Raw genomic sequence first — 19526 nt, 5'->3', positions numbered from 1 at the left:
CCGCCGACGATTCCCGCCGGCGGGACGCGAGCCCGAGGAGGGATTCCTCGTTAGCGGTCCAGTGCGTCGAGGACCTCTTGGGGCGGATGGGCAGCCAGCGATTGCCGGTATCCCTCGACGATGTTGTCTGCGGTCACCCCGATTGCGGGCACGACAGCGAAGGCCGGCGCCGGTTTGCCCAGCAGCCCGTACGCGCCTTCCAGTGCCATTGTGCGGCCGAGGTTGTATGCCTCGTCGGCTGCGATGCCTACGACGTTGCCGCCCTCGACCAAGTCCAGCGACACGTTGGTGTCGAGGTCCATGGTCACGAGCGCGACATCGGATGCACCCGCTGCGCGCAATGCTGCCAGCACGCCGTCTGCGGGTCCTGCGGACCACGGCGCGTAGATGCCGTCCAGGTCGGGGTGACGTGTCAGCATTGCTGTCGCGATCTCTTCCGCGGCGGCCGGGTCTGCCAGTCCTTGCTCGGCGACGATTGTGATGCCGGGATAGTTGATCTCCATCCAGGCTTTGAACGCTTGGTCGCGTTGGTTGGTCACGTAGTAGGCGGCGTCGTGGAAGATGTAGCCCACTTCGCCTTCGCCGCCGAGCGCTTCGGCGAGCAGGTTCGCTGCGGTGATGCCCATGGCCGCGAGGTCATCGGTGACGATGCCCACGTAGTCCTCGCCGTGCACGTAGCCCTGCGGGATGTTGGACAGGAACACGAGCTGCACGCCCGCTTCCACGGCGGGACGGAAGGCTTCGGCTCCTGCGTCGGGACCGATCGCGAGGCTGATGATGATGTCGGGTTGCTGTGCCATGACGGTCTCGACGTCATTCGCCTGCTGCGCTGCGTCGAAGTTCGCGTTCGTCTCAGCGATCACCTCGATCCCGAGTTCCGCGAATGCGTCGCGGGCACCCTGGCTTACTGCGTCGGTGAATGCACCGGCCGTGTGCCACAGCAGCGCTGCGGTGTAGCCGCCGGCTTGCACTTGAGCGATCTCGTCGTCGCTCAGCGAAATCTCGCTCGACGCTATGGCCTCCTCGCCGCCGGGACCTTGTGTCTTCGGCGGTTCAGGTGCTGGCTCGGGCTCCGGTTCGGGTTCCGGCTCGGGCGCAGCCGTCGGCTCCGGCTCTGGTTCTGGTTCGGGCTCCGGTTCCGGTGCCGCGGCGGTCGTCGCCGGTGCCGCAGCGTCGTCGTCGTCGCCGCATGAAGCGGCGAACAAGGCGAACGCTGCAATCAGCGACACCCACAGCAGCAGCTTGGATGCCCGTCTGTTGGTGGTCATGTCCCCTCCCAGGGTTCCGGTTACAGATCTGTGGCGCCGCACCACTCGGCGATGAAGTGCGCGAGGGTTCGGGTGGCCGTGATCAGCTCGTCGATGTCGAGCCGTTCGAATGGCGTGTGGCAGTGCGAGATGTCGCCGGGAGCGAAATAGACGCTGGGAATCCCCAGGTCCCGTAGGAATGGCTTCTCTGACCAGTACGGGGCGCCCTCGATACGTGCGGGTTGTCCGCTGATTGCCGTGATGGACTCGGCGAGCGCCAGCACGCCGGGATGCTGCGCGCTTATCTCGTCGGGCGTGCCGCCAACGGAATGGTCGCGAGCGGCGCTGAAGCGGACATCGCACTCCACGCGGTGGTCCCGGGCAACGTCTTCGGAGATCGTGCGGATCTGCTCGGCTGCGTCGTCGAGGCTCTCGCCGGGCAGCACTTTGCGGATGAGTGACAGTTCGAACGTTCCCGGCACAGCGATGTTGCCGCCCGAGGCGACCGAGGTGACGAGCAGGAACGCTTCCCCGAGCAGCTCATGGGCGGGGATCGAGCGCCGCAGGGTGTCTGAGCATTCCCACAGACGACCGAGCAGCGCGTGACCGGCTCGCAGCGCGTCGACGCCGAGTTCGGGTCTGCCGAAGTAGGCCGACACGCCGGTGTAGGTGACATCGGCGATCAGAAAGCCCATCTGTGCCGTGTAGATCGCGGAGGTTGTCGGTTCGGTGTAGATCGCGAAATCCGCGTCCGGGATCGGACCGCTTAGCCCTTCGACCGCTGCTCGTATGCCGGCCGACACACCGCTGCCGGGCTGACCTGACTCCTCGTCGGAAATGAACAGCGCCGACACTTTGCCAGCAGGTCTCAGACCGGCGCGCGAGACGGCGGTGGTTGCCTCGATGATTGCGCAGATCCCTGCCTTCTGATCGGCGACCCCGCGTCCCCAGATCTCCCCGTCGATCACGTGCGCGCCGAACGGGTCGGCACGATCAGTGCCCTGCCACTGCTCGGACCAGTCCTCCGTCGCAACGGTGTCCAGATGCCCGGCGAGCAACAGCGAACGGCCGGAGCCGCCGCCGGAGGACCCCAATACGTTGACTCGGCCCGGCTCGAACTCGACCAAGTCGGCGTCGTCGAAGCCCCCGGCGGACCCCATGGCATCAAGCACCCAACGACCGAACTCCTCTTCGTTCGGAGTGACGCTCGGAATGCCGACCGCCTCGCGCACCAAGCGCACAACCTCGTCGCCGTCCACAGCCGCCGCCGCACGGGCGGCAGCAGCGCTCACAGCTGCGCTCCCAGCACCTTCGCGATCAGCGAATCACGCACATGCCGCTGAGCCATCGACGCCGCCCCTATGAGCGTCGCTCGCTCTCCTAGGCTCGACGCCATCAGCTCAGGAGCGACGGCCACCAAGCCAGCGAGTCGATCCCGCACCGTGGCCACAAACAACGGATCAGCGCCGACAGGACCGCCGAAGACGATGCGAGTCGGGTCCGCGATCAGACAGAGATGCGAAACGGCCAGCGCCATTGCGCTAGCGACCTCATCGAGCACAGCGGCGGCTGCCGCATCTCCCCGGCTCGCCGCGGCGAAGATCTCACCGACATCTGCCGCCAAGTCGAGTGCCGACTCACGGCCTTCCTCCACGGCCTGCCCCAGACGCTTGCGAATCGAAGGAGCAGACGCAACGTCCTCAAGTGTCACCGGCGCCGTGCCTTCATGCGGCCAAGAGACGATCAGCGACCCCAGCTCTCCTGCCGATCCGGTGCCGCCGCGATACAACTCGCCGTCGACCACCAAGCCAAGACCGATGCCAGTCCCGGCGAACACTGCGGCGAAGTCCCCGCCGCCCTCCTCGTCCCTCAGACATGCCAATTCGCCCAGCGCAGCGAGATTCACGTCGTTCTCCACGAACACCGAAGTGCCGAACTCCTCGCTGAGATACTCGGCCACTGCCAAGTCCTCGAAACCGGGCAGGCTCAGCGACTGTTCGACTCGGTCGAGCCTCGGCCGGTAGATCCCCGGCACCCCAACGCACACCGCATGACAAGGTGAATCGGAGGCTGTGACCATCGACGAGACAACCCGAACGAGTGTGGACAACGCCGCGCGAGCATCAGGCCCGGATTCGGTCTCGACCTCAGCGATGACGTTGCCGAGCAGGTCAGCGAGACCTACGAGCAGCCTTGTCGCGCCTACGTCTGCGACGACGCAATGACCTGCTGACGGCACGAGTTCGTAAAGCGTCGCGGGACGGCCAATGGAGCCCGAACGCGAATCGTCCTCGGCGACCCGCACCAAGCCTGCCGATTCGAGATCAGCCATCAACGCCGACACTGTCGGCTTCGACAGTCCGGTCGCCCGAGCGACCTCCGCGCGGGACATCCGTTGCGGATGCGCTTCGAACAGCGCGTCAACGATTCGCTGGCCGCTGTGCAGCCTCAAGATGGCCGAACCTGACGCCTCTGTCATATCGTTAGTAACGTTACCTTACAAATATGAGGTGCAGTGACGCGCCCTTCCGCTCCCTTTAGCTCGACGCTTTGGGCCTAGGCGCCCGCTCCGCTTCCAGCGTCCGCTTCCGGCTGTGCTCACCCGGCATCGCGCTGCCGCGACTGTCCCAGTCGGGTGGCAGCTTGCCTAGCGACGCGCGTACAGCCGAGTCGGCTCGGTATCCCGGTGGGCGATCCATTTCCGTCAGTTCACGCATCGCTGCTCGCTCACTGGGTTGAACGAACGGGAATGACCTACGTGGTTACCCAGATGCGGGCCGGACTGTCCGGTTAGGCGCATTCCTTGATAGCTCAAGGGAAGGGACAGCCCGACCCGCGAACGTGTCGGTCAGTTGGTGCGCTGCTGGTGACCCACACTGCGGCGCAGCCTCGGTTGTCGACCCTTAGCGTGAACCGGCAGTCGCTGACGACATCTCGTCGCGGCTGACGGCGAGAGGTCGAAGATGCATCCAGGAGGGGTTGAGCGAGTGAATGGCGACGCAACTCCGGCGATTCTGGTCCGGTTAGGGCCTTGGCAATGGCAGCGTGACCAGTTGGAGCCCGGGAATCACCGAGAAGGGCATGGCTATCGGGAAGGCATGTCGTCCCGAGAACTGGTCGATTCGACGCGTGCGTGGTGGCGCATCAACCCCGACCGGCTAGAGCGTGCAGGCATCCGGCACGCCGTAGCAGTGCACCAAGGCATCACGCTGGCCCTCGTCGAGATCGGCACCTGGTTTCAGCGTTCGGACGGCCGAAGGGCATTCTCAGCGAAGCTCGTGACCAGCGGTCCCGTCTTCGACGAGTGGGTCGGACCAACTGGCCGACGAGTCGATTTCACCCGAGGAGCGCGTAACCCGATCGCCTATTGGCCACCGACCTAGGCGTTGTCGTTCAGCTGGGCGAGCTTGAGTACGCCACGGGCGCAGATCTGGTGGGTCGAAACCTCATTGCCGGTTGTGCCGAACAGGGTTCGCGTGCAATTGGGGGCAGCTGGAACCGAAGCGGAGCGTCGCCCTCGGACCACCAGCCTGTACTAACACCGGCTAATTCTTGCTCTGCTGAGAACGTCCGCGGGAACGCCGAATTGACGCCATGTGGCGTGCGGCATGCCCGTACGTGTGCCATAGGTGGCGGCGTGGGTAAACGAAACCCGCCGGTTCGGTTTCGGCCGGATCGCTTCGAGCGCTTTGAGATAGTCGTGCACGGCTGCAGCCACGCACTTGGCCGAGCGTCCGAAGGCCGCAGCGCCTCACATCGTGATCCGATAGTCAGGCGAACCCACCGCAACCCCGTGGGTGAATCGCTCACGACAACCGGCATTTTGCTCCCTCGGCCTGAGCCGTTCCCGTATCGATCCGCCGGTAAGGCCAAGACCTCCCACCGGGCGTCAAGCGATTTGGAGGTGCACATAGCCAGCGACGAGCAGAGCTGGTATGCGGCCCGCCGGACTGTCTAAGGACACTGGTTTGCCGTCGGGCCGAGCGTCACGGAGATCATGACGGCTACGGATGGCAAGACAGCTAAACCGGCGCACTGGTATGAGCATCTTGCAGCTTCGGCTGATCTGACATCTCGGCGCCATGTGGTTGTCTGAGCAATCGGCACTGCACAGTGCTGCAGTTGCTGCGGAGATGGCCTAAGGGGTGGCCAGGCTCCTCGCTAAGCGGCGTGGGAGCGGTTGGCCGGATGTAGCGCCTGGTCGACAACGATTTGGAAGCTCGATGTCTCGGTGCCGTCCTCGGACGTGGCGGTAACGGTCACTTCGGTGTCGCACGTTTCGCAGAGCATGACGTGGTTGGCCGGCAGGTCAGGGTTCGGACAAGGCTGATCGATTGTCACGCTGGCTGCGGGATTCATGGGAACGGCGGAGAGAATCAGCTGCTGGTGGTCATGGCTTAACGCGAAATTGTCGTCAAAGTTCTGGTTGTTGACTAGGAGGGCATATTCGTCGTCGCCATGGGGCTTGGTGTAGCGAAACAGCGCCCTGCCGTTATTGGTCACGTACCTAAACTTGTATCGGATTCCCTCGAAGCAGTAGATGTCCGTCTTGGTGCCCGGTCCGCCGTCGATCGTGAGCTTGGCGACTCGTGCATCGTCGGATACATGAGGTTCGGTTCGGATTGCTGCTTCGATGGCGTCGTAGTCGGCCGTTAGCACGTCGCTTACAGATGTTGATCGCGTTCTCTTCCTCTGGTCTTGAGTTCCGCTGAGGCTCAGATGCGGGCGAACTGTGACACGGTGGTCTGACCAGTAGAAGCCGCCTTGGGCGCCCTCTCTTGCTGCACCTCCAAAACACTGAAGGATCCGTGGCGATGGCATGCAGAACGTCGGCGTCACCTCAGGCAAGTGGATACCGGCGTCTGTTCTGCCGTTGGCAGCGTTCAGTGACTGCCTCATGGCATGGGAGACTCTCAATCGCAGAGTGTCCTGGCTCAGGCCGTGCTCGGCGAGGATCGCGAATCTGTACTCACGCTGATGCCGGTAATCCATCGTCTTGGTGAAGATGCGACGGATGATCAATTCCAATGGGTCGTCAAGTTGCAAGATGTAAGCGCGAGGATCGTCCAAGTAGACGACTGGTCCATAGCACACAATGAGGCCATGGCACAGTTCGATGTGTTTACTGGTTGGATGCTGAATCTCAAGCGTGCTCGCAAGGATGCCATGCTGCGAGGTAGCCATCATTGCTAGCTGTCGGGCGAATTCGGCCGGATCGCCGATGAAGGTGGTGTGGTCGTAGTGAGACTCCAGCGAATCGTGCCACAGTTCCCACTCCTTGGGCGTCTGAGGCTCCATGGAGGCGCACCAGATGAGGCAGTTGTCGCCAAGCAGGTAGTTGTTTCGGATGCGTTCGTCGACATCGAGTCGAGAGAGGGTTGTAGGACCGAATTCGCGAACCAATGGATGAGATACGGCCAGCCGTTTTTCTGTGTCCCGGTAGGCGTCCAAGTCGGCAGGGTCATCGCTACGACTCTCGACTAGCTCTTCGCCGGCGATTACGCCTTCGAGGAGGTCCCAGATGAGCGAGTCGCCGTGACGGCGGTAGAACGCGAGGCTCCCCATTTGCAGAGCGCTGCCGAACTCCAAGGCGTAGCGCCTCGGGCAACCTTTGATGAGTTTGGTCCCTTCGGTTGCTCGTCCGCCACTCCGGCGTCCCAAGTGTGCAGGATGCTGCACCTCCGCGGTAGCAACAGCCCTCTCAGGCTCCACAAACTCGAATGACCGAGGAAGCACTTGAGTGTGTTGGATTCCGCCGCCGCTGCTAGAGGACTTCGTTAGCTGCGCACTGGCACGCCGTTCTTGTCGTGCTTTCGCCGGTCGGCTGTCGTTGCCGCGCTTCTGAGTCGGGTTGCGCTTGCGACTCATGATTCCAGTCTGTCCTCCAAGATCACATCATCAGATCAGCGAACGGAATCGCTGTCGTCGATGCTCAGCTGGTGCAACCCCATCCGTCTCCGTCGCGGTCGAGCCGATAGGGGTCGACTCCGATTTCCTTGACGCGTACGGGCCGCTGGTCGGCGGTGAGGTCGCCGCAGTTGAGCGCGTCCCCGGGCAGGTTGGGCAGGCAGGGTTCGTATGCGGGGTGGCAGTCGCCGACGGCTTCTGATTCATCGGCCTCTGCGTCCGGTGCTGCCTCTGCTTGGGGCAGGTTGCCGAGGTCGCTGTCGCTACATCCGGCGAGAACACTTCCGAGCTTGTTGGCCTCGGCCTGGTCGACGGTGAGGCCCCAGCGGGTCTTGACCTGCACCCATGCGGCGGCATACCAGCAGTGCACGCCTTCGGTGGGCGGCAGCCACTCAGCGGGGTCCTTGGCGCCCTTAGAACGGTTCGAGCTGGCAGACACGGCAATCAAACTGTTCGAGTAGCCGAGGTCGTTGGCGTACTGCTCACGGCGATCGGCAGTCCAGTCGTTCGCGCCGGATTCCCATGCTTCGGCGAGCGGCACGAGGTGGTCGACATCGAAGGCGCTGCCGCTGCCGCTGGTGGTCTTGCCGTCGTAGCGGCTCAGCCACTCGCCGCCTGACAGCGAGCAACCCGATCCGACGCTCGGGGCGACTACGGCCTCTGCGATGAGCACTTCGCGTCGAGCGTCGCAGCTGTCCCCGTCAGCATCTACCCAGTGTTTGAACAGGCCGCGGTCGTAGCCGCCCCGATTCTCCACAGCGACTGTCAGTTCGCTGAGCTGGCGGACAACCTGCTCAATCTGCGAGTCCTCATCGGCTTCGATGGTCTTGGTCGGGGCGCTGCCCGGTTCGGCGGCTTCCTCGCCGACGAGCAGCGCTGTGGCCCAGCGATCTGTGCCGCCGAGCCGAGCCATGGTGCGACCGGCGATCTTGCCGTCAGGCACCGCAGCGAGTCCGCCCACGACATAGCCGCCTTCGGCTGCCTCATCGAGGCGCGTCTGTTGTTCGGCAGGCATGTCCTCGCTACGTGGACCCGCAAGCACAATGCACGCGTCGCCAAGCACCCCCGCGAGAGTCACTGCTGAGTAGATGTCGGATTGGGCAGCAAGGTCCGATGCCACCACGACAGGAACCGAGTCCACATCGCAATCCCCCTGGCCAGACGCCGGAGGCACACGTACACGAGTCGCTGCGCTGCCCGATGACGACCCGGGTGTAGGGATGAATTGCGCCGCTGACGGGACGGTTGTGGTCGGTGCGGTGCCGGGATATGCAGCTTCCTCGCCGACCAGCAGCGCGGTGGCCCAGCGATCCGCGCCGCCGAGCCGCGCCATGGTGCGACCGGCGATCTTGCCGTCAGGCACCGCGGCTTGGCCACCCACCACATAGCCGCCGGCCGCAGCAGCGTCGAGTCGGGCCTGCTGATCCCCGGACATCGCCTCACCGCGGGAACCCGCGAGCACAATGCACGCATCGCCCAGCACGCCGGCGAGGGTGACAGCGGAGTAGATGTCTGACTGCGCTGCCACATCCGAGGCCACAACCAAAGGCACCGAGTCCGAATCGCAAACGCCCTGAACGGATGCAGGCGGAATCAGCGCTGCGGACGCCGCAGCGGGCGTCCCAGAAACCGCCACGAGCATCGCGGCCAGAAGTGGCATCGCGGCGGCCGTCGCAGTGTGCTTCAGTGTCTTGCGCATCTTGGAACCTTCATTTCTGAATCGAACTGTGGCGGACAATCCAGCAGGGGCCAACGTAGGGACGCCCTGTGACGAACTCACCCAATGAACGCTTTCGCTCTAGACGCCGAGCGGAGCCGAACGCTAGGGCAGCACGAGCCGCGAAGATGGCCGTCATCATTGCGTGCCCTACGCCTCAGCAGCTCTGGTAACCAGCCGTGGGGACGATTTCGCCCATTTCGGCCGAGGGCATCCCGGAAGCCTTGACTTGCTTCAGCAGATTTCGCTGCTCGCGCGGAAGTGACTTACGTGCTTGCCCGTAGACCGAGAGTGGCTGCGGTTACCGACTTTTGTTGATGTGGGCGAGCACGGTGTCGTAGGCGTCGCACCAGCGTTCGGCGGCTTTGCGCACTTCGCCCGATTGCATTCTGAGTTTGCTGTCCATCACGTAGTCCATGACGCTGCCAGCGGCTCGCACCGCGAGCGCGTGGTTAGGTTCGATGTGGTTCGGTTGCATTCGCGAACGCTAGGCATGGCAGCGCGGTCGGCGTCAAGGGTGGGTGTACCGAGGCAATAGGGGTGGTACCGCGGTGCGTTACCACGCGGCTCAGCCCGACAGGCCGCGAGCGGACGACGACGACCGGTCCTGCGAGCCGGGACGGGCATTCCCGATGCGCCCGGGCGGATCGCCCGAGTGGTGGAGGTTGCTAGACCCGAGCCTCGCCCGCGCCGTTAGACCGCTGTGGCGACCGTCAGCCGTTTGGACGCCAGAAGCGCCAATGCTCTCCCTTGGCGTCCTGCTCGGCTTCGAGCATTTCCGCACCCACAAGCCGCCACAGCACTCCTTCCGCGAGGTCGGCTGAGCCGTTCTTGTCCATCGGGAACAACCGGTGCCGCACGTAGTAGAGGGTGAGCTTGTCGTCGCCGATGGTGTCGAGCACATCACGGCGAATCCAAGCGGAGCCGAATTCGACCGGAGTTGAAATCACACTCCATGTTCCTTCAGTGATGCACTGAGTTGCCCTAGCGAGGCACGAACACGACGCATCGAGATCGCCGACGGCGAGCAAGCTCGCAACTACATTTCCTGCCGGTCAGGAGTTGATGCATGACATCGAAACGCACCGATCCAGCTGGCTCCTCAGACGCTGCCGAGGTGTCATGTCCGAAGTGCGGTGCGGAGATGGTGCGACGGGTCGCTAAGCGGGGCGACAACGCCGGTAACGAATTCTGGGGTTGCTCGACGTTCCCGAAGTGTCGATCGATCGTGCCGATCGAGGAACCCGAGCCTGCTGCGGATGAAGTTGATTCGGCGTGCCCGTTCAGCAGCCCCCGGCCTGAGCCGCAGAAGGGGCTGCTGCGCAAAGCCGTCGCCGCGATCGACAGCATCTGGCGGTTCAACCTCGAACTGGACGAGCCGAACGCAAAGGACCGCTGGGAACCTGAGCACCGCCGCAAGGTGCTCGACTATCTGCACATACGTGACGGGGAGCGCTGCGGGCTGTGCGGCGCCAAGATGAAGCTCGACGGAGCGCAAGTCGAGCATGTCGTGCCGAAACGTTTCGCCGTGTTCGAACTCACCGCCGACGGCGAAGCCCGTCAGGGCACCTACTACACGAGCGTGCTGCACGGCATGGAGAACCTCCAGGTCGCGCACCCGCGGTGCAACAAGTACAAGGGCAACAAACCAGACATCCGCGAGTGGCGGCACCCGAGCATGCCCCGGCTCGTTGTGGCCAACAGCAAGGACAACCGAGTGCTGATGCTGCCGCCACCGGTCCAGGGGTGATTCCATAGCGGCGAATGCCATGAACGCGTAAGGCGTCGACAGCATTCCTGATGGGGGTTCGTGAGCGGTCGGGCGGCGGTCTCGCGATGCGGTCCGGTGCGCTCTGTCCGGTCGACGCGCAGTAGGCCAGTTCAGCAGTCTGAGCTGCTGAACCGGTTTCGGGCTGCGCCCTCTCGCATCTGCTTGAGGTGCTGTATTCGCGGCCGGCACACGCAAGCTTGGAGGACCGGATTGACGCGATTTCGCGTAAAGGTGCTGGTCATGCTGCCGAAATGAGTAGTGTTTGCCATCGTGGCCCGGATGAGTGGGGAACACCTGGCCGGCCGCTTCGGCCGCGCTATCGGCGTCGGCCATCCTGCTAACGGCGCGAAGCGATTCGTGTCGTCGAAACGTCCGAGAACCCGGCGCGTGTGGGTCATCGCAGCGGTTGCGGCGCTGATGGGCTCGTTGGCGGTTCCGGTGGGCGCGCAGGCGGCCGAGGACGATGAGGTGTCGGATCTGGCCGCGCTGAGCGAGACGCCGGGGGAGCTGACAGTCACCTGGACGGCGCCCCAGCGTGCGCCCGACGACTACCGGGTTATGTTCGCGAAGGTCGGCGAGTCCTACAAAACGTGGACGGATGGCTCCGGCAACGTGTTCCCGACGGCGAACAGAGCGACGCTCACAGGATTAGAGGAAGGCGAGTCGTACAAGCTCATGGTCCGAGCCCGCTACGGCGCAGCCGGGTCCGGTCCGTGGTCTGACGAGGTCACCGCGCTGGTGCTGTCGTTTTCTCAGCGAGGCGCATTGGGCCAGGGCAGCGCGGTGGGTCCGCGTGCGACGGTGGGGTCGGGCGGCGGCGCGATCGGTCGGGTGCGGTCGTCCAGCGACGCGGCAGGCGAGCTGGTCGTGACGTGGCGCAGGTCCAAGCCAGCGCCTACGGACTACGAGGTCTACTGGGAGCGCAATGACCGGGAGTTCTCAGACGAGCGGCGGCTGATCCTCACGACCGAGCGCATGCATCTGACCGGTCTTGAAGAGGGGCGGGTGTACAAGTTCAGGCTCCGCAGCCGCTACGGGAATGCGTCGCCGGGGCCGTGGTCGTTCACCTACAGCAAGCGCGTCTCGACGGCCGCGGACCTCCTGCCACCCGAACCCGAGCCGGAACCCGAGCCCGAGCCCGAACCGGAGCCCGAACCCGAGCCCGAACCGGAACCGGAGCCGTACGACGGAGTGGTTCTGGGCACCATGACCGTGGGCACCATGACCTACAACGGGTCGGTGGTGCGGGGATTCGCAGTGCGCGGCGGCGGCATGGGCGCCTTCGAGGCCACCGCTGCGGCGGACCCGGCCGATGTCGGCAGCTACGGAGACGTGCGACTCGTGATGCACACACCGGGAGATGTGACCCTGCCCCATGTCGGCGAGGTCTCCGATTCGTTGACGCTGGCTCTTGCCGGCGAGCCAGAGCTGCCGTTCACGCTGCTGTTCGGCGACACGCAGCTGTCGTCGGCCCACGCGGTGAACCCCGAAGGGGACATGGTGCCGATCGGCCGTTTCTGGGCGTGGGAGGACATCACGCCCGGCTGGAACGTCGACGACGAGGTAACGCTGCGCGTCACCGGCGCCGACGAGCTGCTGGCCGGCACCGAGCCCATCTGGCACTCCAAGCTGACCGTGGGCAGGCTCAACAATTCCTACACCGGCTATCTCGGCTATCAGAATCGCGGCGCGGGGAGCAACAAGTTCGGCGCTTTGGATCCAACATCGGCCACGGTGGATGGCGAGATCTATGAGTTCCTCATCCTGTCGTGGTATCGGGGCAGTCGTCTCAACGGCGACGGCACGTCGCACACCCGGGCGCTGGACTTCTACGCGTGGGACAAGGTGATCCCCGCCGACTGGGTGCTCACGGTGAATGGCGACAGCTTCCGGGTCAGCGACGGCGTCGCTGGGTTCCTGCGAGAGCGCCTTCCCGGTGACCGCGACCAGTACAAGGTGTACTGGACAGAACCTGGCATCAAGTTCGATCTCGGGGCGATCTACCCGGTCACACTCTCGCGACCTACCGGGGACGCCTCTGGCGAGCAGACACCCGACGAGCAGACCTCCGAGGAGCAGACCGAACCGCCGCGGACGCCGTTGACCGCGACGTTCTCGTCCGACGGCATCGGCTCCCATCAGGGCGCCGGCTCGCAGATCACCTTCGAGCTGCGGTTCAGCGAGGAGACCCCGCTGAGCTACGTCACGTTGCGCGACTCCGCGTTCGAGGTGACCGGCGGAACGGTGGTGCGCGCCCAGCGCAGGAGCCCACCATCAAACTTGCGGTGGAGGATTACGGTGCAGGCATCTGGCGGTGGCCCGATGGAGGTGGTGCTGCCCGCCACGGCGGACTGCACCGCGGCGGGCTCGATCTGCGCAGCTGACGGCACGATGCTCTCCAATCGCAACAGCGTCACGTTCCCCGGGCCCGGCCCGCAGAGCTAGCGGCACTTCGCCGTCCGATCCCTTCTCAGGCGTTCGCGTCAGGTGCGCCGACCAGCAGTGCACGTGTCAGCGTGCGGGCTTCTTCGAGCGAGTCGACGAAGTGCGCGTCGGGGATGTGCCGCAGGACGCGGAGCCCGCTCAGGGTTTTGAGCGGTTCGCCGTGGAGCGCTGCGACGACGGTGAACGTGTCGCGCTCGGCGGCGGTGTCGACCAAATGCTCAATGAGGAGCGCGGCGCTGTCATCGATGTAGACGGTCGCAGCGAAGTCCAGAACGAGAACGTCGTGGTCTGCGATGTCGTGACGGATGATGCGGCCGAGCGCATGCGCCGAGGCGACGGTGAAGCTACCCCGCAGCGCGATCAGGCAGCTGCGGGCTTCGAAGGTGGCGTCGGCGTCGTCCAGGAAGGTGCGGTCGAGGAGCGGCGAGGAGATCACTCGGTCCATTTCGAGGCGCTCGAACTGGCGCATGCCTGCCAGTGCGGCCGTGACGAACCCGATCGTCACGGCCGTGACGAGATCGAACAGCACCGTGAGGACCAGGGTGACCGCCATGATCACAAGGTGTTCGCGCTGAACTCGATGCAGGCAGCGCAGGAAGCGCCAGTCGATGAAATCGAAACCCACTCGCATCAGGACGGCGGCCAGCACAGCATGGGGCACCCATTGGACGTGCGCGCCGAGACCGCCGACGAGGGCGAGTAGAACCACAGCGCACAGCGCTGCGGAGAAGCGAGTGCGAGCACCTGCTCGAATGTTCGCGACGGTGCAGACGGTGGCGCCACCCGCGAGCCCGCCGAAGATGCCCGTGGCGATATGGCCGAAACCCTGGCCGAGCAGGTCGCGGTGCGGATTGTGCGGCTCGCGGGTCATCGACTCTGCAATGCGAGCCGTGAGCAGCGTGTCGATGGAGCCGACGAGAGCGATGGTGGCGGCGGGCGGAATTGTGCGCAGCAGTGTGCTGAGCGAAAGCTGTGGCGCGTGCAGTTGGAGCGTGCCGGTCGGCACTGATCCGATCGTGGGAGCGTCGGCAAACCACCAAGTCCCGACAATCGTCCCCACCAAGAGCGCTGCGAACATCGCGGGCACATAGCGGTGCAGCGAACGAGGCCACACCAGCATGACACCTAGAGCAACCGCGGCGAGCAGCAGCGCCTGCCACTCGATGCGGCCGATGTCGGCTGGCCAGGACTCGATGGTGGCAATGACCCCTGCGCCCTCGACGCTGAGACCCAGCAGCGGCCGAGTCTGCATGATGATCACGATGACGCCGATGCCGGTCATGAAGCCTGAGACGACCGAATACGGCGCATAGGCCACAAACCTGCCGACCCGGGCCGCTCCCAGCAGCACTTGGATCGCGCCGGCCAGCATCACGATGGTGAAGAACTCGGCAACGCTGGCCGCGTTGTTGGCGATGATCGTCGTCGCGACCACCGCCATCGGTGCGGTCGGGCCGGAGATCATGGTGCGGGTCCCGCCCGTCACGGCGGCAAGAAAGCCAAGAGCGATCGCGCCATAGAGGCCGGCGAGCGCTCCGAGGCCCGATGCGACGCCATACGCGATGGCGAGCGGCAGCGAAACCATCGCAGAGGTGAGGCCGCTGATGATCTCAGTCAGGCCGGCGCGCAGCTTCATTTAGGTCTGCCACCCGCCGCTCACAAAAGAACGACGCTAACGCAGATCAAATGAGGGCGTTGACCAGCGTGTTTGTATCCGTCGGTCTGCGACGACCATGTTGGTTGGAGGACACCGTCCACCAACCCTGGCGGCGCAGGACGCAGAGTCGTCAAACGGCTCCACCGCAAGCACGGCCACGACGCACCCAGCCCAAGCTGGGTCAACACCCTGCCACGAACGGGCCACCTCATCGGACCTGTCCATGAATGGAAGACAGTCAGCTGAAAGCGCCACAAACCCGTAAGTCGCGCGTACGTGAGCTTCGGTGCCGATTGGACGAACCCCCCTGAGGGCGCTCAGGGTTGAACCTCGTTGCAGTGCAACACGGTGCGTGTCACCGTTTCGGTCTGCGATTGGGGTACTCCGAAGTACCCCAAGGTGTGAGCGATGAGCGCGTCGATCGCCGCTTGGCGCTCTGTGACGACATGGTTCACGAGCCCGCCGTCATCGAGATCTGCAGCGTCGTCTGGATTGACAGCCCACGCCAGGACGATGATCTGCGGGTTGTGCTCACGCGCAATACGGGCGAAGTGCGCGACGTCGGATGGTTGGCTGTCGACGGCCAGTGCAATGCGGGCTCTGCGGAGTCCAGCTCGCTCAGCGATCAGCTGCCGAGAGATGTCGCCATAGAGAACCTTTCGCCCGGTTCTGGCTGCCCAGCTTTGCGCGCGGGGATCGATCGAGACCAAGGAGTAGGGAATCTTGGCCAGTTCGAACGCAGCGGCGATGGCTCGGGCGCGCGGTCCGAATCCGTTCACGACTGCGTGATCGCGCGTCGGTTCTTGTTCGGCAAGATCTTGACCGGTGCCTGCTGCGGCCGTCGCGCTGCTGACGATGCTGCGATGCTGAGGCCACATCCGGCTGCTGCGTGCGCTGAACGAACTCAGCGCGATCAGCAGGACCGCAACGGCGATGAACGTGTCGGTGCCGTCGGTGAGGCCGAGCGGCAGGACGCCGGCATTCTCGCCGACGCGTTCGAGGACGAAGGAGAACTCGCCGATCTGAGCGAGCACTACCGCTGAAGCGATCACAACGCGCCGCGGCTGGCGAATGATCGCCGCTGCGGCTGCTGTCGACACCAGCTTGATGACCACTGTGCTGAGCACCAGGCCGATCACCAAGACCGCGTTACGCGCGAAGTACGCAGGGTCGAACAGCATCCCGATCGACACGAAGAACATCGCCGTAAAGAGGATCTGCAAGGGCATCACATCCGCGATCGCACGAGCCGCTGAACGGCCTTCTGAGACCATCAACCCGGCCAGGAACGCTCCCAGGAAGATCGACACGCCCGCCAAGCTCGTCAACAGGGCGGTCCCGAAGCAGATTGCAAGGATTGCCAGCAAGAACACTTCCTTGCTCTGGGAACGCTCTACCAGCCGCAGCAGCCGCGGAACCGCCGTCCGCGAGACGAGCAACACCGCCGCCACGATCGCGCCGGCCGTGGCCAATGCGACGACGATGTCAGCCCAGTTGCCCGACTCCCCGCCCAGCGAGGGCACCACCAGCACCATCGCGACGCTGGCGAGGTCCTGAAAGATCAGCAACGCCACGGAGAAGCTGCCAGTCGGTGATGTAGTCGCTTGTTTCTCGGCCAGCACGTTGAGCACAATCACTGTGCTCGATAGCGAGACGAGCAGACCGGTGAACACAGCAATCCGCCAGCCGACACCGAAGGCCATCGCCACGGCAGCGGCGATGCCGGTAGCGAGCCCGACCTGAACGACGCCACCGGCCAAGAAGATCGACGCCATCTGCCTCACTCGCGTCAGGCTGAATTCGATCCCGAGAGTGAACAGCAGCAGCATCACCCCGATGTCCGCTGACTGGTTCACCAGGTCGATGTCGCCGATGAGTCCCGTACCACCGGGTCCGATGACCGCACCGGCTGCCATGAATCCGACAATTGGCACAACGCCCACGCGAGCAAGCAGTGCAGCGATCAGCGTTCCCGCGACCAGCAGCACTGCCAGCTCGACCACCAGCGGCGGCACAGACTCAGGAATCGGCACTCGTTGTCGAGGCTATGTGCGGACCTATCCGCGCTGAGCGCGGGCCACGTCAGCTAAGTCGACTCCTGACCAAGAATCGCCGCGGTGGGTATCTACGATCGCCCGAAGAGTGTGTCGTCGGCGTGTGCCGGCGCTGATGCGGGAGGTTGGGCGTGCGCAGAGTTGTCGCCTTTTCGGTCTTGCTGGTGATCGGGCTTGGCTTGTCGCAGGTGCTGCCGCAGTTGGCCGGCGACTCACACGACCTGGTCGCCAACGTCGTCCGGGTGGCCACGATGACCGGGCTGGCGTTCATCATGATCCACGTCGGCTTCGAGTTCCACATCGACAAGACGAATCTGCGTCAGTACGGGTGGGACTACTTCGTGGCGTTCACAGCGGCGACATTCCCCTGGATCTTCGCCACCGGGTACTTCGTGTTCGTCATGCTGCCCTCAGATTTATGGGGCAGCGGCGACGCCTGGACCGAGACACTGCTGGCGGGCCGGTTCGCGGCGCCGACCTCAGCGGGCGTGCTGTTCAGCATGCTCGCCGCCGCGGGGCTCGCAGGAACGTGGATGTTCCGCAAGGTACGCATCCTGGCGATCTTCGACGACCTCGACACGGTGCTGTTGATGATCCCGTTGAAGATTCTGATCGTCGGACTGGCATGGCAACTGGGGCTGATCGTGGTGCTCATGGCCGTGCTGCTGGCGCTGGCCTACGTGTTCTTGCATCGGGTCGCATTGCCGGTGTCGTGGGGATGGGTGCTGGGCTACGCAGCCGCGATGGTGGCGGTCAGCGAAGTGCTGTACTCAGCCACCAAGGTGATCGACCCTTCGGTGCCGATCCACATCGAGGTGCTGCTGCCGGCGTTCGTGCTGGGCTGCGTCGCACGCCCGAAGCCCGCGCAGCCTCGCACGGCTCCGATGGCCGCCCATGACGAGCTGCATGAACTTCTCGAACGGCCGGCGGAGCGGCGCGCCGGGGCGTGGGTGGCGGCAGTGTTCATGCTGCTGGTCGGCCTCAGCCTGCCGCAGATATTCGAGGGCGCCGACGCACAGCATCCCGAGCCGACGCCCGCCGCGCTGCATGCAGCCGCTCCAGGCGCCTCAGTCGACGATCCCGCGTTGGCAGGCGGCGAGTTCGAGGGCCGCTACGCCGACACGGTCACCGCCAGCCAGCCGTCGATCAGCTGGGGAGCGATCGCGGCCCATGTGCTGGTGCTGTCGGCCCTGATCAACGTCGGAAAGATGTTCCCCGTCGTGTGCTACCGCAAGGAGGCCCACTGGAAGCACCGGCTGGCGATCGCGGTGGGCATGTGGCCTCGCGGCGAAGTCGGCGCCGGGGTGCTCGTGCTCAGCCTCAGCTACGGCATCGGCGGGCCGATCGTGACCGTCGCAATGCTCTCGCTGGCGCTCAATTTGGTCCTCACCGGAGTGTTCATCATCATCGTCAAGCGACTGATCAGCCACGAAGATCAGGCTGTAACGGTCTGAGCGCAGCGGTGCCGGCTGTTATGGGGCTCGCAGGGCTCCGCGCAGTATGGATCGCCCCGAGTGGGACGGGTCCCCGTCGCGGGGCTCGACGCTGATGTCGACGACCGAGTACACCGACGGGTCGTAGCCGACAGGGACTGCGAGGCTGCCCGGGTCCGCATCGTCCACGAGGCCGAGTGACACCAGGTCGGCGACGTTGCCTTGGTCGTCGGGTGCGATGAGCCAGGCTTCGAGATCGGCGCCGGGTCCGGCGCTCGGCAGCGACGCGTCGACGAGCTGGATGCGGTGAAGTCCCTCCTCCGCGATGAGATCGGCAGATGCGTGCGCTTGGGCGCCGAGCGGATCAAATGCGTCGGCGTCATAGGCCAGCGCAGCGCTGGCGATGACATCAGGGTCGTCTGCCGCAATGGCGTAGGCCGCGATGCCGACGACCACCAATGCGACTGCTGCGGCCGCGCTGGGCACCGCAATGCGCCAAGCCCGTCGCCTGCGGGGCGCCAGCGGAACGACAACCTCGTCTGCCTCGTCGGGCCTGCCCAGCGTCGAGCTGATGCCCTCCCACACGTCAGGGGGCGGTTCGATCAGCTCGAGGTCCTCGCGCGTCAGGTCGCGCAGCATCGCTTCGATGTCGGCGTCGTCTCGGCGGTCGGGTCGGTCACTCATAAGCCGACTCCAACTGGTCTCGGATCTTCGCGAGGCCGCGATGGATGGTGCTCTTGACGGTGCCGATAGGCAGCGATGTGTCCTCCGCAATCTGACTGTGAGTCGAGCCGTCGAAGTAGTGCATCTCGATCACCCGGCGGGTTGCCTCAGGCAGGCGACGCAGCGTCTCTGAGATCAGCATTCGTTCGGCGATTTGCTCGATCCCGGCCTCGGTCGGGATGTCTGCGAGGTCGGTGCCGGATCGTCGCTCCGAGTGCCGCTTCGCAGCACGGATGTTGTCGATGATCCGGTTCTTGGTGATCGTGACCAGCCATCCCGCCAGAGTGCCCTTGGCAGGGTCGAACCGTTGGTGGCCCTTCCATGCGCTGATGAACACCTCTTGGGTGACATCGCTAGCGCGACTCTCGTCGAGCGTGCGGCGGCACATCGTGTAGACGAGATGGCCGTACTGCCGGTAGACGGCTTCGAGAGACCCGTCCTCGCCCCGAGCGAACGACTTGGCGAGACCCTCGGCGGTCTCGTCCGCGGAGCGCTGCACGATGAGATCGTACCGAAGCGGTCTCGCCGTCCCGGCGGTGTCCGGACGCCCGTATGGACGGCGTGCCGGCCGC

At 64.8% G+C, this 19526-nt stretch carries 14 protein-coding genes and 1 pseudogene; 4 read left to right on the top strand and 11 right to left on the bottom strand.

The features are described 5' to 3' along the window. Nucleotides 1-50: 50 nt before the first annotated feature. The 7 genes from ACOGXE_RS06985 to ACOGXE_RS06955 all read right to left on the bottom strand — a co-directional run bounded on the left by ACOGXE_RS06985 (nt 51) and on the right by ACOGXE_RS06955 (nt 9821). Nucleotides 51-1268, bottom strand: a complete 1218-nt coding sequence (locus tag ACOGXE_RS06985) for a substrate-binding domain-containing protein (protein WP_419933223.1) — start codon at nt 1266-1268, stop codon at nt 51-53. 20 nt (nt 1269-1288) lie between these two features. After that, nucleotides 1289-2539: a M20 family metallopeptidase gene (locus ACOGXE_RS06980; RefSeq protein WP_419933222.1), complete on the bottom strand. Its 1251-nt coding sequence runs from the start codon at nt 2537-2539 to the stop codon at nt 1289-1291. Then, entirely contained in the window at nt 2536-3726 is a 1191-nt protein-coding gene (locus ACOGXE_RS06975; RefSeq protein WP_419933221.1) for an ROK family protein, read from the bottom strand. The genes ACOGXE_RS06980 and ACOGXE_RS06975 overlap by 4 nt, the downstream gene beginning before the upstream one ends. 1682 nt (nt 3727-5408) lie before the next feature. Next, nucleotides 5409-6836, bottom strand: a complete 1428-nt coding sequence (locus ACOGXE_RS06970; RefSeq protein WP_419933220.1) for a cadherin-like beta sandwich domain-containing protein — start codon at nt 6834-6836, stop codon at nt 5409-5411. A gap of 343 nt (nt 6837-7179) precedes the next feature. Continuing rightward, on the bottom strand, nt 7180-8853 hold the full coding sequence (locus tag ACOGXE_RS06965; protein ID WP_419933219.1) for an HNH endonuclease family protein: 1674 nt from the start codon (nt 8851-8853) through the stop codon (nt 7180-7182). 319 nt (nt 8854-9172) lie between these two features. Next, complete coding sequence (locus ACOGXE_RS06960; protein WP_419933218.1) at nt 9173-9349, bottom strand: hypothetical protein; 177 nt, start codon at nt 9347-9349, stop codon at nt 9173-9175. 235 nt (nt 9350-9584) lie between these two features. Continuing rightward, nucleotides 9585-9821 carry a hypothetical protein gene (locus tag ACOGXE_RS06955; protein WP_419933217.1) on the bottom strand — a complete coding sequence of 79 codons (237 nt, stop codon included), beginning with the start codon at nt 9819-9821 and terminating at the stop codon, nt 9585-9587. A 173-nt stretch (nt 9822-9994) separates the two neighbouring features. On the opposite strand from ACOGXE_RS06955, the pseudogene ACOGXE_RS06950 reads away from it, so the two are divergent. From ACOGXE_RS06950 to ACOGXE_RS06940, 3 genes and pseudogenes are all read left to right on the top strand, one after another. Beyond that, nucleotides 9995-10111 (top strand): annotated as a pseudogene (locus tag ACOGXE_RS06950) (topoisomerase DNA-binding C4 zinc finger domain-containing protein); the annotation flags it as partial. Next, complete coding sequence (locus ACOGXE_RS06945) at nt 10100-10621, top strand: HNH endonuclease (RefSeq protein ID WP_419933548.1); 522 nt, start codon at nt 10100-10102, stop codon at nt 10619-10621. The pseudogene ACOGXE_RS06950 and the gene ACOGXE_RS06945, both read left to right, overlap by 12 nt. A gap of 300 nt (nt 10622-10921) precedes the next feature. Beyond that, nucleotides 10922-13087 (top strand): fibronectin type III domain-containing protein, encoded by a 2166-nt coding sequence (locus tag ACOGXE_RS06940; RefSeq protein ID WP_419933216.1) that lies wholly within the window; start codon nt 10922-10924, stop codon nt 13085-13087. A gap of 25 nt (nt 13088-13112) precedes the next feature. Here ACOGXE_RS06940 and ACOGXE_RS06935 read toward each other — a convergent pair whose 3' ends face one another. Both ACOGXE_RS06935 and ACOGXE_RS06930 read right to left on the bottom strand, forming a co-directional pair. After that, complete coding sequence (locus ACOGXE_RS06935; RefSeq protein ID WP_419933215.1) at nt 13113-14723, bottom strand: SulP family inorganic anion transporter; 1611 nt, start codon at nt 14721-14723, stop codon at nt 13113-13115. 338 nt (nt 14724-15061) lie between these two features. Continuing rightward, nucleotides 15062-16777, bottom strand: a complete 1716-nt coding sequence (locus tag ACOGXE_RS06930) for a cation:proton antiporter (RefSeq protein ID WP_419933214.1) — start codon at nt 16775-16777, stop codon at nt 15062-15064. A 185-nt stretch (nt 16778-16962) separates the two neighbouring features. Between ACOGXE_RS06930 and ACOGXE_RS06925 the strand changes: the two genes are divergently transcribed. Next, nucleotides 16963-18252, top strand: a complete 1290-nt coding sequence (locus tag ACOGXE_RS06925) for a sodium:proton antiporter (RefSeq protein WP_419933213.1) — start codon at nt 16963-16965, stop codon at nt 18250-18252. Between the two features lie 18 nt (nt 18253-18270). Here ACOGXE_RS06925 and ACOGXE_RS06920 read toward each other — a convergent pair whose 3' ends face one another. After that, nucleotides 18271-18915, bottom strand: a complete 645-nt coding sequence (locus tag ACOGXE_RS06920) for an anti-sigma factor (RefSeq protein WP_419933212.1) — start codon at nt 18913-18915, stop codon at nt 18271-18273. Beyond that, nucleotides 18908-19453 (bottom strand): RNA polymerase sigma factor, encoded by a 546-nt coding sequence (locus ACOGXE_RS06915; RefSeq protein ID WP_419933211.1) that lies wholly within the window; start codon nt 19451-19453, stop codon nt 18908-18910. The genes ACOGXE_RS06920 and ACOGXE_RS06915 overlap by 8 nt, the downstream gene beginning before the upstream one ends. Between the last annotated feature and the right edge of the window lie 73 nt (nt 19454-19526).

The organism is Candidatus Poriferisodalis sp. (assembly GCF_965208555.1).
Lineage (GTDB): Bacteria > Actinomycetota > Acidimicrobiia > Acidimicrobiales > Poriferisodalaceae > Poriferisodalis.
The sequence above is the reverse complement of the archived record's forward strand: the minus strand, read 5'-3'. Positions and strand labels throughout refer to the sequence as shown.

Bases quoted from the DNA above. Each gene is read 5' to 3' on its own strand.
- ACOGXE_RS06975 (WP_419933221.1), bottom strand. From the start codon at position 3,726: ATGACAGAGGCGTCAGGTTCGGCCATCTTGAGGCTGCACAGCGGCCAG.
- ACOGXE_RS06965 (WP_419933219.1), bottom strand. From the start codon at position 8,853: ATGCGCAAGACACTGAAGCACACTGCGACGGCCGCCGCGATGCCACTT.
- ACOGXE_RS06960 (WP_419933218.1), bottom strand. From the start codon at position 9,349: ATGCAACCGAACCACATCGAACCTAACCACGCGCTCGCGGTGCGAGCC.
- ACOGXE_RS06985 (WP_419933223.1), bottom strand. From the start codon at position 1,268: ATGACCACCAACAGACGGGCATCCAAGCTGCTGCTGTGGGTGTCGCTG.
- ACOGXE_RS06935 (WP_419933215.1), bottom strand. From the start codon at position 14,723: ATGAAGCTGCGCGCCGGCCTGACTGAGATCATCAGCGGCCTCACCTCT.
- ACOGXE_RS06940 (WP_419933216.1), top strand. From the start codon at position 10,922: ATGAGTGGGGAACACCTGGCCGGCCGCTTCGGCCGCGCTATCGGCGTC.
- ACOGXE_RS06920 (WP_419933212.1), bottom strand. From the start codon at position 18,915: ATGAGTGACCGACCCGACCGCCGAGACGACGCCGACATCGAAGCGATG.